We start from the raw sequence: 13,427 nt of genomic DNA, 5'->3' as shown, positions 1-13,427 counted from the left end.
GTTAATGTTGAAATATGAACAAAATATTGAGTTTTCAACATTTGTCAAGAAAAATTAAAATAATAACAAAGTCAACTGAGTCCATGGGGTTTATGCCGTCGATGGCTCTTATGTATGGCGTGATTGGTTCTGTCATTTCATTGCAGTCATCTCCTTCAAAGCCTTTCTTTTCCTCTGTTATTCCTATGTGGCAGTGGGCATCTATAATTCCAGGCATTACCCAAAATCCTTCTGCATCTATAGTCGTTGTGATGTTGTACTTACTTTCATCGATTTTTTCTGCAACAATTAATATTTTATGTTCATTAATCAATACACATCCGGATTTATAAGTCACTCCGGCCATAGTTAAAACTGTACCGTTTTTTATGAGCAGCATGATTACCTCTAGATTTTTGTCATGCTTTTATTATTTTTAAAAGATTTGATTTTATTCTTTTATATGAAAACAATATTGTTATTTATATTGCATAGTTAAAAAAATTTTGTAAATACTTTTCTCAGGAGGTGAAACAGATGGATAATAACAGAAACAACAACAATAACAACAACAGAAACAACAACAATAATAACAACAGAAACAACGAAAGAAACAACAATAGCAACGATTTAAGAAACAAGAACAACAATGATTTAAGAAACAACAACAAGAACAATGATAACAACAGAAATGATTTAAGAAACAGCAATAACAACAATAACAACGACAACAACAGAAGATAATCAAGCAGGAGAGATATGATGAATTTACAAAACAATACGCTAGCCCCTCATGAAACTCTTGAAGTTCATGAACTATTAAGATCAGAACTCACTTGTTTAAAAAAACTTCAAGCGAATATGTCCATTGTTCAGGACAATGAACTAAAACAGTTTATGAATGAAGCAATGAATTCTAAACAAAGAAGCATTGAGCAGTTGCAGCAATTTATTGCTTCAGGCTCAGCTATGAACAATGGAGGTATGAAATGAGTTTAATGGATTTAATGGGAAACAATATGAGCTTAAGTGACAAGGACATAGCATTTGACATGCTGAAGGATTCCAAGTTTGGATTGACTGGACTCACAATGGCTCTTGCCGAAACCACAAATCCTCAGCTTAGGCAAATGCTTGGGGCACAGCTGAATAACTGTGTTGTAAGCCATCACAGACTATCTGATATTGCTTTATATAAAGGCTGGTATCAGGCATATGCATCTCCAATGCAGCAAATGCAGACTGATATGCAGGATGCAAGAACTGCAATAATGTAACATTAAGGGCATTCGCTATAGCAGCGAATGCCCTTTTGTTTACACAACAGTGTTGACGGATTTCAATGTGTACTTTCCAACTAATTTTTTAAGATTATTTGATTGCTCTGATAGTTCCTGACTTGCAGCTGCACTTTCCTCTGATAGTTCAATATGCAGCTAATAACCCCAAGCGTTATGCTTAAAAAGATAACCGTGGATAATAACTGGCTACTAACATTAGTTATTTGAAACATTTGTCAAAGAACGCTACCATGTCTGAAGCATGTTGTTATATGGTCATTGATAACACCTGTTGCCTGCAAATGGGAATACACAATTATTGTTCCGAGAAACTTAAATCCCCTTTTTTTCAAATCCAGGCTTACCTGATCCGAAAGGCTAGAGGATGCAGGAACCTGAGAAATATCCTGCCAGTTGTTCACCAAAGGCTTATTGCCTGTAAATCCCCAGATGTAGTTGTCAAAGCTTCCGAATTCCTTTTGAATTTCCATAAAACATTTGGCATTGTTAATAGAAGCGTTAATTTTCAGCCTGTTTTTTACTATTCCCTTGTCCTGCATGAGTTCTTCAACCTTATTTTCATCATATTCTGCTACTTTCATATAATCAAATCCGTCATATGCTTTGCGGTAATTTTCTCTTTTTTTCAATATGGTGAGCCAGTTAAGGCCTGCCTGTGCCGATTCAAGCACAAGAAACTCAAAATGTTTCCTGTCATCATGTACAGGAACTCCCCATTCTTCATCGTGATATTTTACATACAGCTCATTGTCGCCGCACCAATCGCATCTGTCCATCTTAACACCCCTTTTATCTTTGTAATTAAAAATACACCAAATTCTCCATACATGCAACAAAAAAGACGGAAACTTTCCACCTTAAATTTATGACAAACCCCGGCGTTGTCATCCTGAACGATAGTGAAGAATCTCATCTTCATTGAAAACATGAGATTCTTCGGGCTACCCCTCAGAATGACAACGTCCAAATTTACTTTGCCATCAAACTGAGACGGAAATATTCTGTCTTTTTATTCCATAATGTCAAATATCTTTACCAATTGATCCGGATTTTCTCCCATACCAGAGTCGCTGCCTGCTTCCCGCTAATATAAAACCTTCCTGTCTCCGGGAATGTTTTGTTTATAGTTATCTTGCTGGAAACCAGCTCTTTGTGTTGTTTGCTATCTTAACCAGCAACAGCATTGTTGGAACTTCTGTGAGCACGCCTACGGTTGTTGCAAGGGCTGCAGGAGATGTAGGACCAAAAAGCGCAATGGCTACGGCTACTGCAAGTTCGAAGAAGTTTGATGCACCTATCATTCCTGCAGGTGCGGCAATGTCATAAGGAAGCTTCACGAATTTGCATGCCAGATATGCAATGAAGAAAATCATAAATGTCTGCAGCGTCAAAGGCACTGCTATTAAAGCAATGTGCAGAGGATTGTTAAGTATTACTTCGCTCTGGAAAGAGAATATCAGAACTAATGTAAGAAGCAGTCCTATAGTTGTTGCATTGTCAAACTTGGACAGGAACTGATTTTCAAAGTATTCAATGCCGTTTTTCTTTATTACATTTATTCTTGTAAGTATTCCTCCGGCAAGAGGTATTACAACAAACAGCACAACAGATAATATCAATGTGTCAAGAGGCACACTTACATCACTTACTCCCAACAGGAATTTTACTATGGGAACAAATGCTGCAAGGATAATAAGGTCATTTGTTGCAACCTGTACCACTGTGTATGCAGGATTACCCTTTGTCAGAGTGCTCCATACAAAGACCATGGCCGTACAAGGAGCGGCACCAAGTAGTATGGCACCTGCAAGATATTCCTTTGCCAAGTCAGGAGCAATGAAATTTTTAAAAACAACATAAAAGAAAAATGAAGCAATTGCATACATGGTGAACGGTTTAATAAGCCAGTTTGTAGCCCATGTAATATACAGACCTTTTGGATTGTTTCTGATATTTTTCAGGCTCTGGAAATCAACCTTCATCATCATTGGATAAATCATTATCCAAATGAGCACGGCCATTGGTATTGATATTTTTGCATATTCAAACTTGTTTAAAAATGCAGGCAAAGCCGGCATAAACCTGCCAATGAGAACCCCAACAATCATGCAAAGGGCCACCCATAGCGATAAATATTTTTGAAAAAATCCTATTCCTGATGAATTTTCACTACCCATAATATTCCTCCAACTCTATTATTTTTTATTTTGCGCGCACAAATCCTGTTTCCTGCAGTTTTCAAAATTTCTGCAGTCTGATTCATACCAAGGAAGCTGACTTATTTTATTAATAACATAATCATATAATTCCTTGTTTTCTCTTATAAATTCTTTGTTTATTTTGTAATATGTCCACTTTGCATTTTTGTAGCTTTCCAAAATGCCTGCTCTCCTGAGAATGGTTAGATGCCTTGAGGCATTGGACTGAGTAAGCTCCAGGCACTCTTCAATTTCACATACACACATTTCGTTTTTTAGAATCTGAGCAAAAATTCGCAGCCTTGTTTCATCTGATAAAGCTTTTAATATTTCTATCAAATCATATACCCCTCATTTGAAATTTTATGTGCAAGCTCTTTAACCTTCTTTTCAATCTCTGCTATTATTTTTTCAAATTCCTCATCGCTTTTTCCTGTTGGATCATCAAGACCCCAATCTTCCTCGTACTTGCTGTCAATAAACGGGCATACTACATTACATCCCATTTTAATTGTTATATCAATTTCAGGAAGTTCAGTGATCAATTTAGAATATTGAGTTTGTTCCATATCTATATTGTAAATCTTTTTAATCAATCTTACTGCATCCTGATTTATTTGAGATTTTGTTTCAGTTCCTGCTGAATAGCTTTCAAAAACATCTCCTGCAATATGCTTTCCAAGTGCTTCAGCCATTTGGCTTCTGCATGAGTTATGCACACAGATAAATGCTACTTTCGGTTTATTGTTCATATATCCTCCTTGATTATTGTTGTATATATATTATATCAACATATGCTCATATGTCGATATGAAATTTGTAAATAAAATGTAATTTTTTTGTAAACACTACTTATCATAATTAAATTTTTATTTATTACATTGACAACAATCTATGTTTAATGCTATTCTTTTAAAATGGTATTAAAATATACATAAGCTGGATACAAAAAAACAAAAGAGGTACATATGGAACAATTTAAAAAAATTACTATAGAGCATAAAGACATACTGACTGAATATTTAAGTTTTAGAAAGTACAGGGTATGCGACTTAAGCGTCGGAAACCTCATATTATGGTCAGATGTTTACAACACTCAGTTTGCAGTCGCAGGAGATAATCTTTTTATAAAGTTTGTCGAAGGCAACGATGAATATTTCACATTCCCTGCAGGAAAAGGTGATTTAAAGCAATCATTTGAATGGTTGTTTGATTACTGCAAAAAACATGACAAGGAGTTCAAATTGAACGTTGTAGACCCTTCCATGTTTGAGGAAATAGAAAATCTTTATCCCGGAATGTTTGAAATTTCTTATCAAAGGGACAATGCAGACTATGTGTACAATGTTGAAGATTTAAAAAATCTTTCAGGCAAGAAGTACCACGGCAAGAAAAATCATGTGAACAAGTTCAAGAAAACGCACATAGACTGGTCCTATGAAAAAATAACTGACGAAAACACCCCTGAATGCATTGATATGGTAAAGGAATGGTGTACACAGAACGGCTGCTGCGAAGATAAATCCAAGGCAGATGAAATATGTGTGCTCATAAAAGGCCTTAAATTAAGAAAAGAACTGAACATGCTCGGCGGAATAATCAGATTAGAAGGAAAAATCATAGCTTTAACATTGGGTGAACAATCTGGTGATGACATGTTTATAATACATTTTGAAAAGGCATTTTCTAATATAGACGGTGCATATCAGATGATAAATCAGCAGTTCATCATAAACGAACTTGCAGGAAACTTTACTTACGTAAACCGCGAAGAAGACATGGGCGTTGAAGGATTAAGAAAAGCAAAGGAATCCTACTACCCTGCTTTTATGGCCGAAAAAGGAATTGTTGTCAAGAAATAATCTTCACCAGTTCGCAGGGGCAAATCTTATGTCTACATACTGAAATCCAGGTTCACAGCCAAATGTTAATATACGGTGCGTAGGGGCGGATCTTGTGTCCGCCCGTGTTTATTAAATATTGACTACCTCTTTAATATAAAGAGGTTTTTTATTTTGTTCAGATATATTTAAAATTCGCTTTTTTAAATAACCTTAAAAACAATAAGTCATAATTATTAAATGCATTTTATTGAATACACCTTATATAATGTATTCCATATTGTTAAGTGCTGTGATAAAATCATCCCATTCTAAATCTGATTGAAAACAAATTATTTAAATATAAATTACTATTTGGAGGATACATGTATAATTCAAGTTATCATCGAGAAGAAATTGAAAAAGTATACGGAAAAATAAGTCCTTTTGAACTTAAGGACAAATTGATAAACCTTGCAGAGGATTCCAGCAAGGGAAGCGCCCATTCATTGCTTGATGCAGGAAGAGGAAATCCCAACTGGATTGCTGCAACACCTAGAGAAGCTTTTTTTACATTTGGACAATTTGCTGTTCTAGAAAGCCGCAGAACGTGGAACCAGGGAGACCTGTCAGGTATGCCCAAGAAGGAAGGAATAGCTGAACGTTTCAAGGAATTTGTTAAAAACAATCCAGAGGCTCCTGGAATTAATTTGCTTAAAAAGATGATTAATTATGGTATCACCGTTAAATGTTTTAATGCAGATGCCTGGATTCATGAACTTGTTGATGGAATTATTGGCGACAATTATCCTCAGCCTGACAGAATGCTGCGCCATGTGGAACTTGTAGTCAATGATTACCTGATTCAGGAGCTTTGCTACAATGAACCACTGGAAAGGAAGTTCAACACATTTGCTGTTGAAGGTGCTACTGCTGGAATGTGCTATATTTTCGATTCTCTCATAGCAAACAACATATTGTCCAGAGGTGACAAAATTGCGTTGATGACTCCTATTTTCACTCCATATCTGGAAGTCCCTCATTTGCCCAGGTATAATTTCGAAGTCGTTAATATTTCAGCTGATGAAATTGATGAAAAAGGAAGACACACGTGGCAGTATCCTGAAGGTGAACTGGACAAGCTGAGAGATACGTCTATCAAAGCATTGTTTGTTGTAAATCCAAACAATCCTCCGTCAGTTGCAATGAAGGCAGAGACTGTAAAGCAGCTAAAGGATATAGTAAAAAATTCAAACCCTGATTTAATGATTATTTCAGACGACGTATACAGTACATTTGTAGACAATTTTGTTTCCATAATGGCAGATTTGCCATACAACACCATTGGCGTTTATTCCTACTCCAAGTACTTCGGAGTAACCGGATGGCGCCTTGGAACCATTGCATTATATGAAGACAATGTATTTGACAAACTGTTGAGAGAGCAGGATGAAGACAGAAAAGGTAGAGCAAGAAGGCGTTATTCCGGCTTATCAACTGATCCTGACAAGATTCCGTTCATAGACAGGATTATAGCCGACAGCAGACAGGTTGCTCTCAACCATACTGCAGGACTTTCCACACCACAGCAGGTTCAGATGGCATTCTTCTCACTGTTTGCCATAACAGACAAGGAAAACACATACAAAAAATTAACCAAAAGCATATGCCGCCGCCGTAAAAAACTGTTGTTTGACGGATTGGGCCTGGAACTTAATGTTGATGCTTACGATGCAGCTTACTACACTCACTTTGATCTTCTGGAATGGGCTACAACAAACTACAACGTTGAATTTGCCAGGTATCTGCAGGACAATTACAAACCGGTTGACATTCTCATACGTCTTGCTGAACAATCATCCATTGTGCTTATGAACGGCAGCGGATTTGGAGCTTCTGAATGGTCCATAAGAATTTCTCTGGCTAATCTAAGCGACGAATCATATTCCAAAATTGGCGAAATCCTTTATGATATTTTAGGAAAGTATGTTGAAGAATGGAAAGCATCCAAGTAATAAATTGGGACTGTTGAATTAAGCATATTCATGTCATCCTGAGCATTAGCGAAGGATCTCATCTTTTGAATTATGAGATTCTTCGGCTAAAGCCTCAGAATGACGTGATAATAAGCACTAATGCGCAACAGCCCCATTATATTTACAATTAATTATTCTCTTTCATAACCTTGTAAAAATGTTTAAGGTTATCAGGAACAACATATTCAACTTCCTTGTAACTGCTGTTTGAACTTCCTCCGTACACTTCCTTAAGAATTCCTTCAATTATCATTGCCTTAGGCGGTTCAGTATATTCATTTCCCTGATAAATCCAAACCCTGCAGTCTACTTCATCACCGCACAAATCTCCGCAGGACTCACAGAGACTTTCCTTGTATTCCATTTGTATATCCTGTCCATTTACACGAATTGTCGGAGATGTGAGGAATTGGTATTTTACAGCCAGTTCTTCAGTGTTTACATTGACCTTGTTTATTACAACATCTGTTCCTGTCGCTTCCAGAACATGAGAGACATCCTTCAAAGCCTCATCAAGATTGCTTTCTGCTCCCTGACATCTCGTACACACACTTAAATCCAGGAACAAAAAGTCTATAGTAATTTTTTTCCTCTCAGATTTAACTTCCTCTTTGCTTGAACAACATCCGGTTGAACCTGAGCAACATGAACTTTTCTTTTTGATACCGGTTATACGCCCTAAAACTTCTTTTTCATTATCCATTTATCTTCTCCTTTACTACAAGATTTCAAAATCAGTCAAACTACTTTATTAAGCATACTTTTCATACATTTAAATATAAAACATCGATATTCATCTATGTTTTATTATATTTTATATATAGACATATGTCAATATTCTTGATGTCGTTTATTTAAAGTCATAAATTTTCGCAAACATATTGACATTTATCTATGTATTGAATATAATAAAATAGATAGTCGTCAATGTATAGTAATGAAAATTAATCACTAAATCATAATACAGAATCAAAGGAGAACTAATGTTTATATTTCAATGGTTGAATAACCAATTACTTAAAATGGAGTGGCTTTCCAATTTAATAAAGCTTATGGTAGAAAATGTTTTTGGTCTCAGTGTCCAGGAAAGAATTGGTGGAAGCATTCACTTTTTCATATATGATGTTATTAAAATATTCATATTGCTTTCAGTGTTGATATTTGCAATTTCATATATACAAAGCTATTTTCCTCCTGAAAGAACAAAAAAAATATTAGGAAGATTCAATGGAATATCAGGTAACATCCTGGGAGCCTTGCTAGGAACAGTAACTCCCTTTTGTTCATGTTCTTCAATTCCGTTGTTCATTGGATTCACAAGTGCAGGGCTGCCCATAGGCGTGACATTTTCATTTTTAATATCATCGCCATTGGTTGACCTGGCATCAGTGTTGTTGCTGGCAAGTATTTTCAACTGGAAAATTGCTATAGCTTATGTTGTGGTTGGTCTTGTGCTTGCAGTATTAGGAGGAACTATAATCAGCAAGTTGCATCTTGAAGAATATGTAGAACCTTTTGTATATGGAAACAAATCAGTTGATCTGGAACAGGAAGATTTGACAGTTAAGGACAGAATAGATTTTGGAAAAGAACAGGTTAAGTCAATAATAAAAAAAGTATGGATGTACATTTTAATAGGAGTAGGCATTGGTGCAGCAATACACAACTGGATTCCGGAATCTGTCATAAGTGCAATTCTGGGCCAGGACAAATGGTATTCAGTACTTATAGCAACATTTGTCGGTGTACCAATGTATGCAGATATATTCGGAACATTGCCCATTGCAGAAGCTTTGGTTGCAAAAGGAGTAGGACTTGGAACAGCACTTTCCTTCATGATGGGAGTTACAGCCTTGTCACTGCCTTCAATGATATTGCTTAAACAAGTTGTGAAGCCAAGACTTTTATGGACTTTCTTTGGATTGGTAACTGTGGGTATAATAATCATCGGATATGCTTTTAATGCCTTCGGGTATATATTTATTTAAATTATAAGGAGAATATTATGATAATTAAAATTTTAGGATCAGGCTGCAAAAACTGTGTAGCTTTAAAAGAAAACACAGAAGCTGCCCTCAAATCAACAGGAATTGATGCAGAAGTAATTAAAGTTGAAGCGATGAAAGACATTGTATCATATGGTGTAATGCAGACACCTGCATTGGTTATTGACGAAAAAGTCATGTCTTACGGTAAAGTTCTTAAGCCTAAAGATATAGAAGCAATACTTCAAAAAGTGAAATAGCAGATGATAAATAAAGAAGAGGTACGCCTCTTCTTTTTATATAACATTTATTTAATTGATGTTAAATCAGTGATAAAATTTTGAAACTGTTCTATCTTTTCTACATTCAAAGAATAGTGCATCCACTTACCTTCTTTTCTGGAATCCACAAGTCCGCATTCAGTTAAAATTTTCATATGGTGTGATAATGTAGGCTGCTTTATGTTAAAATCAGCCAGTATCTTGCATGCACATTTTTCACCGCTTGTGAGGGTATGTATTATCATCATTCTGTTTACATCTGACAATGCTTTAATTATTTTATAACTTTCTTCAAACTCTTTATCTTCCATGATTCTCCTCATTAATGATGTTGAAATAATTTATTTCCGGTTAAAATGTTATTTACATTCATTATAACATCATGCATGAATTTTATCAAATCCAACATTGTCAATAAGTTAAATTTAAATAAGATTGAGTTCTTTTGCGATGCTATAAAATATATCAACAATCTTTGGATCATAAAATGTGCCACTGCAAGCTATAATTTCTTTTGTTGCTTCAGACTCATGCATTGCCTTGTGATAAGGTCTGTCGTTTGTCATGGCATCAAAACTGTCAACAACAGCAAGAATACGGCACTCAATTGGTATATCTTCTTTTGACAGTCCAGAAGGATAACCTGTACCATCCCATCTTTCGTGATGATGGAAAATTAGCGGAGCAATATCCTTAATTTCCAATGATTCCAAAGCAATTCTTTCACCAATTGACGTGTGAGTCATCATAACCTTCCATTCATCTTCTGTGAGCTTTTCCGGCTTTTTCAAAATGCTGTCCGGAATACCGATTTTTCCTATATCATGAAACTTGGTCAGCAAAATCAGACGGTCCATTTGATCCTGATGTAAAAGCAGTGCCTCTCCTATTAGAACAGCCAATTTTTCCATTCGCACCACATGTCCTTCAGAAACATAATCCTTTGCTTCCAAAGCCTTCATGAGGGTTTTTACAAAAGTGCCTCTTGTACTTTCCTTCTTGAGAAGCTTGTTCTGATACATATTGTTATCAGCTACTTGAAACAAGTATTCCATATTGACAAGTCCAATTGTATGGTGAGAATATCCATAAGCAACAGACATATTGCCGTTTGGTGCAGTAAAATTATACTGCTCAATTTTCAAGGAAAGAGTATTAAGCAGCTTTTCCACTTGTTCCTCTCCAACACTCTCAAGTATGACCCCGAACTCATCCCCTCCAATGCGCGAAATATGTCCATAATCTTCAAATACTTCACGGATAATATTTGCGGTGTCAATAATTATCCTATCACCAGCAAGATGACCCAATGTGTCGTTGATAAACTTGAGTCCATTCAAATCTATTGATACAGCCGTTATTTTCTCTATTTCTTTTCCGTTGTATTTATTCATGGTTTCTTCAAAACATCTGCGGTTGTAAAGATTTGTCAGATTATCCCTCTCAACCAAATCTCTCAGTCTATGTTCCATAATGATGCGCTCCGTCATGTTTCGAAGCATAATTAGGATTTCATTGCTTTCTGACTGATGAAAACGGGCTTCATAATAATAAGACTTTCCATCAATTTCCAACTTCAGTTCCTTTATGTAAACAGATTGTCCCAGCTGCACCTTAAGTGCAGCACTGCTTAAAGTTTCCATGATTTCACTGTTGCTAAGAAAATGTTTAAGTATATAATCGTCATTCCTTGATGCTGCTGTAACCGGACTGATGTTTCCGTAGGGATTGCTCACAAGCAAGATATCAGGAATTGTTGAAATAATAGCCTTATTTCGTGCATTGATTTTTTCAAGATCCTGTATTTTATTCTGAAGCTCCGGGTAATAATTTTTACGAAATGAATCCTCTCCTAATCCAATAATAGAGTCTCTGCTGAAATTTTTCTTGTTCTTTTGGCCATATGAGTTTTCCATAAAAACAATCACCGCCGTCCTTTAATAAATTTTTTTACTGAATTTTCAATATTATATTTCATTATAATTCCTTACTTTTCCTTAGAATCTTTTTAAAGATTGCTCTTATCTCTTCCTTGGTGACAGTTTTGGGATTTGTGATTATGCAGGGGTCTTCCATTGCATCATCTGACAGCTTGTCTAAAATGTCATCATTCAATGCTTCTACTTCCTCGTAATCTTTAACTCCAAGGTTAATTCTCAATGTTTTAATCTTTTCAATCAGACTTTCTTTTATCTCATAACTATTTTTGTCTTTTATTTCCAAACTAAGCTTTTCTGCAATATCTGTATAACGCTGTGGCACAGCATCAAAATTCAAGTCAATAACATGTTCAAGCAAGACGCTGTTGCATTCACCATGAGGTAAATCAAGAAGCCCTCCCATGCTGTGTGCCATTGCATGAACCAGCCCAAGACTCGCATTTGAAAAAGCAAGACCTGCGTGGAGAGAACCAAGCATCATCTTAAACATGGTATCAACACTTCTTTCCCTCTTTACTGATTCCTCAATATTTTCCCCAATAATGTGTATGGCCTCAAGGGCATGTACATTTGCAAGATTCGAGTGTGCATTTGAAACATAAGCTTCAATTGCATGAGTCAAAGCATCCATACCGGTACATGCTGTGAGATAAGTTTCTAAAGTCATGAGGGGAACAACATCCAGCAGAGCAAGGTCCGGTACAACCTTCTTGCTGATAATTGCTTTCTTCACCATATTAGCCGTATCATAAATTATAGCAAACTGTGACACATCTGCTGATGCGCCGGCAGTTGTTGGTATGCAAATAAGTGGAGGTCCGGGAAAATTTATTTCATCAACTCCTTCATAATCCAGAATACTTCCGCCATTGGTTGATACAATGCTTATTCCCTTTGCACAGTCAATAGGGCTGCCTCCTCCAATGGCAATAATCAAGTCACACTTTTCAGAAATAAACATTTCAGCTCCCTGCATGACTTCACTGTCTCTTGGATTTGATGTCACATGACTAAACATACAATAATCAGGAACACGATTTTTAATCTCTTCCAGTATATCCATGAACCATGGAAGAGAAAGCAAATTCGCATCTGTTACAACCATTGGTTTCTTTGAAGCGAAATGCATAATATATCTTCCTATCATCAGTCTTGCATCAATCCCGGTAATAATTTCAGGTGCAACGAATTTTCTTAATTCAGTAGTTATTTCCATAAAGCCTCCCTCCCATCTATTACTAAAATTTATACCCTATGGCATAATCCATAATCAACATAATAATTAATTTCTGCACAAGTAAAACGATATTTCAAAAATTATATCATATGCCATATTTATTTTGAAGTTTTTATTTCAAAAATTCATATATTGTTCAGGCCAAATTTCCTATTGCTATCTTTAAAATAAAGAGATCAATAATTTTTTTCCGGATGGACATTAATAAATATAGGTATGTCTTCTATTCTGTAATAAAAATAAACGTCCTCTTCATTAAAATAATAAATTTCATCATTGCTTTTGACAATATACTCTTTTGACTTATTGTTTAAAACATATATGTTATCATGAATTTTCTCATATTCACCCTCTTCGAGGACATCGAACTGCTTATATCTGCAGTAATAATTATTATTATCAAAAACAAAATATTCTACCTCTCCCGTTATAGCTTCCCCCATAATATAAGTACCAACAATATTTTTGTTCACTTGTTTTTCTACATTCAATATAAATAATATCAATATCAATATTATTAACATAATGTATTTATAATTTTTCTTTAAATACTTTTCTGTTTTACTGATAAAGTTTCTCATAGTACCCCCGTTTTGATTTGATAATTTTTCTTGCTGCTAAAAGCGACTAATTATTTAATGATTATTTTA

17 protein-coding genes are annotated in these 13,427 nt (G+C 35.5%); 7 read left to right on the top strand and 10 right to left on the bottom strand.

All coding sequences use genetic code 11. The features are described 5' to 3' along the window. Window positions 1–34: 34 nt before the first annotated feature. Window positions 35–379 (bottom strand): hypothetical protein, encoded by a 345-nt coding sequence (locus tag BN358_RS17860; protein WP_019229891.1) that lies wholly within the window; start codon window positions 377–379, stop codon window positions 35–37. Window positions 380–516: 137 nt separating this feature from the next. Between BN358_RS17860 and BN358_RS25730 the strand changes: the two genes are divergently transcribed. From BN358_RS25730 to BN358_RS17845, 3 genes are read left to right on the top strand one after another with little or no spacing between them, the layout of a single operon-like run. Further along, the gene (locus BN358_RS25730; RefSeq protein ID WP_019229890.1) at window positions 517–723 is read left to right on the top strand and encodes a hypothetical protein; all 207 of its coding nucleotides are present in this window, start codon (window positions 517–519) and stop codon (window positions 721–723) included. A 15-nt stretch (window positions 724–738) separates the two neighbouring features. Continuing rightward, window positions 739–972 (top strand): hypothetical protein, encoded by a 234-nt coding sequence (locus tag BN358_RS17850; protein WP_198018517.1) that lies wholly within the window; start codon window positions 739–741, stop codon window positions 970–972. Continuing rightward, window positions 969–1,256 (top strand): spore coat protein, encoded by a 288-nt coding sequence (locus BN358_RS17845; RefSeq protein ID WP_019229888.1) that lies wholly within the window; start codon window positions 969–971, stop codon window positions 1,254–1,256. Before BN358_RS17850 ends, BN358_RS17845 begins: the two co-directional genes overlap by 4 nt. A gap of 239 nt (window positions 1,257–1,495) precedes the next feature. Here the strand turns inward: BN358_RS17845 and BN358_RS17840 are convergent, their stop codons facing one another. From BN358_RS17840 to BN358_RS17825, 4 genes are all read right to left on the bottom strand, one after another. Beyond that, a complete protein-coding gene (locus tag BN358_RS17840; protein ID WP_019229887.1) occupies window positions 1,496–2,056 on the bottom strand; it encodes a DNA-3-methyladenine glycosylase I in 561 nt (186 codons plus the stop codon). Window positions 2,057–2,407: 351 nt separating this feature from the next. Continuing rightward, complete coding sequence (arsB, locus tag BN358_RS17835) at window positions 2,408–3,457, bottom strand: ACR3 family arsenite efflux transporter (protein ID WP_019229886.1); 1,050 nt, start codon at window positions 3,455–3,457, stop codon at window positions 2,408–2,410. 18 nt (window positions 3,458–3,475) lie between these two features. Continuing rightward, window positions 3,476–3,817, bottom strand: a complete 342-nt coding sequence (locus BN358_RS17830; RefSeq protein WP_019229885.1) for a helix-turn-helix transcriptional regulator — start codon at window positions 3,815–3,817, stop codon at window positions 3,476–3,478. Then, window positions 3,814–4,230, bottom strand: a complete 417-nt coding sequence (locus BN358_RS17825; protein WP_019229884.1) for an arsenate reductase ArsC — start codon at window positions 4,228–4,230, stop codon at window positions 3,814–3,816. Before BN358_RS17825 ends, BN358_RS17830 begins: the two co-directional genes overlap by 4 nt. 216 nt (window positions 4,231–4,446) lie before the next feature. Here BN358_RS17825 and BN358_RS17820 point away from each other — a divergent pair, with 216 nt between their 5' ends. Together BN358_RS17820 and aspD are read left to right on the top strand one after the other, a co-directional pair. After that, complete coding sequence (locus BN358_RS17820) at window positions 4,447–5,340, top strand: DUF2156 domain-containing protein (RefSeq protein ID WP_019229883.1); 894 nt, start codon at window positions 4,447–4,449, stop codon at window positions 5,338–5,340. A 344-nt stretch (window positions 5,341–5,684) separates the two neighbouring features. Further along, window positions 5,685–7,313, top strand: coding sequence for an aspartate 4-decarboxylase (gene aspD, locus BN358_RS17815; protein WP_019229882.1), 1,629 nt, complete (start codon window positions 5,685–5,687; stop codon window positions 7,311–7,313). A gap of 148 nt (window positions 7,314–7,461) precedes the next feature. On the opposite strand, the gene BN358_RS17810 is transcribed toward aspD, so the two are convergent. Further along, entirely contained in the window at window positions 7,462–8,037 is a 576-nt protein-coding gene (locus BN358_RS17810) for a DUF2703 domain-containing protein (RefSeq protein WP_019229881.1), read from the bottom strand. A 280-nt stretch (window positions 8,038–8,317) separates the two neighbouring features. On the opposite strand from BN358_RS17810, the gene BN358_RS17805 reads away from it, so the two are divergent. Both BN358_RS17805 and BN358_RS17800 read left to right on the top strand, forming a co-directional pair. Then, a complete protein-coding gene (locus BN358_RS17805) occupies window positions 8,318–9,322 on the top strand; it encodes a permease (RefSeq protein ID WP_019229880.1) in 1,005 nt (334 codons plus the stop codon). 17 nt (window positions 9,323–9,339) lie between these two features. Beyond that, window positions 9,340–9,579, top strand: a complete 240-nt coding sequence (locus tag BN358_RS17800) for a thioredoxin family protein (protein ID WP_019229879.1) — start codon at window positions 9,340–9,342, stop codon at window positions 9,577–9,579. A gap of 47 nt (window positions 9,580–9,626) precedes the next feature. On the opposite strand, the gene BN358_RS17795 is transcribed toward BN358_RS17800, so the two are convergent. From BN358_RS17795 to BN358_RS17780, 4 genes are all read right to left on the bottom strand, one after another. Next, window positions 9,627–9,911 (bottom strand): metalloregulator ArsR/SmtB family transcription factor, encoded by a 285-nt coding sequence (locus BN358_RS17795; protein ID WP_019229878.1) that lies wholly within the window; start codon window positions 9,909–9,911, stop codon window positions 9,627–9,629. Window positions 9,912–10,025: 114 nt separating this feature from the next. Further along, window positions 10,026–11,516, bottom strand: a complete 1,491-nt coding sequence (locus tag BN358_RS17790; RefSeq protein ID WP_019229877.1) for an HD domain-containing phosphohydrolase — start codon at window positions 11,514–11,516, stop codon at window positions 10,026–10,028. A 61-nt stretch (window positions 11,517–11,577) separates the two neighbouring features. Then, window positions 11,578–12,756, bottom strand: a complete 1,179-nt coding sequence (locus BN358_RS17785; RefSeq protein WP_019229876.1) for an iron-containing alcohol dehydrogenase — start codon at window positions 12,754–12,756, stop codon at window positions 11,578–11,580. Window positions 12,757–12,953: 197 nt separating this feature from the next. Next, a complete protein-coding gene (locus tag BN358_RS17780) occupies window positions 12,954–13,358 on the bottom strand; it encodes a hypothetical protein (RefSeq protein ID WP_019229875.1) in 405 nt (134 codons plus the stop codon). Window positions 13,359–13,427: the final 69 nt, after the last annotated feature.

The organism is Sedimentibacter sp. B4 (genome assembly GCF_000309315.1).
In the GTDB taxonomy this organism is placed as follows: Bacteria; Bacillota; Clostridia; order Tissierellales; family Sedimentibacteraceae; genus Sedimentibacter; species Sedimentibacter saalensis.
This window is presented reverse-complemented; position numbering and strand designations above follow the sequence as displayed.

What these genes read in the sequence shown, in the direction of transcription:
- BN358_RS17860 (WP_019229891.1), bottom strand. Translation starts at nt 379, where the DNA reads ATGCTGCTCATAAAAAACGGTACAGTTTTAACTATGGCCGGAGTGACT.
- BN358_RS25730 (WP_019229890.1), top strand. Translation starts at nt 517, where the DNA reads ATGGATAATAACAGAAACAACAACAATAACAACAACAGAAACAACAAC.
- BN358_RS17850 (WP_198018517.1), top strand. Translation starts at nt 739, where the DNA reads ATGATGAATTTACAAAACAATACGCTAGCCCCTCATGAAACTCTTGAA.
- BN358_RS17845 (WP_019229888.1), top strand. Translation starts at nt 969, where the DNA reads ATGAGTTTAATGGATTTAATGGGAAACAATATGAGCTTAAGTGACAAG.
- BN358_RS17840 (WP_019229887.1), bottom strand. Translation starts at nt 2,056, where the DNA reads ATGGACAGATGCGATTGGTGCGGCGACAATGAGCTGTATGTAAAATAT.
- arsB (WP_019229886.1), bottom strand. Translation starts at nt 3,457, where the DNA reads ATGGGTAGTGAAAATTCATCAGGAATAGGATTTTTTCAAAAATATTTA.
- BN358_RS17825 (WP_019229884.1), bottom strand. Translation starts at nt 4,230, where the DNA reads ATGAACAATAAACCGAAAGTAGCATTTATCTGTGTGCATAACTCATGC.
- BN358_RS17820 (WP_019229883.1), top strand. Translation starts at nt 4,447, where the DNA reads ATGGAACAATTTAAAAAAATTACTATAGAGCATAAAGACATACTGACT.
- aspD (WP_019229882.1), top strand. Translation starts at nt 5,685, where the DNA reads ATGTATAATTCAAGTTATCATCGAGAAGAAATTGAAAAAGTATACGGA.
- BN358_RS17810 (WP_019229881.1), bottom strand. Translation starts at nt 8,037, where the DNA reads ATGGATAATGAAAAAGAAGTTTTAGGGCGTATAACCGGTATCAAAAAG.
- BN358_RS17805 (WP_019229880.1), top strand. Translation starts at nt 8,318, where the DNA reads ATGTTTATATTTCAATGGTTGAATAACCAATTACTTAAAATGGAGTGG.
- BN358_RS17800 (WP_019229879.1), top strand. Translation starts at nt 9,340, where the DNA reads ATGATAATTAAAATTTTAGGATCAGGCTGCAAAAACTGTGTAGCTTTA.
- BN358_RS17795 (WP_019229878.1), bottom strand. Translation starts at nt 9,911, where the DNA reads ATGGAAGATAAAGAGTTTGAAGAAAGTTATAAAATAATTAAAGCATTG.
- BN358_RS17790 (WP_019229877.1), bottom strand. Translation starts at nt 11,516, where the DNA reads ATGGAAAACTCATATGGCCAAAAGAACAAGAAAAATTTCAGCAGAGAC.
- BN358_RS17785 (WP_019229876.1), bottom strand. Translation starts at nt 12,756, where the DNA reads ATGGAAATAACTACTGAATTAAGAAAATTCGTTGCACCTGAAATTATT.
- BN358_RS17780 (WP_019229875.1), bottom strand. Translation starts at nt 13,358, where the DNA reads ATGAGAAACTTTATCAGTAAAACAGAAAAGTATTTAAAGAAAAATTAT.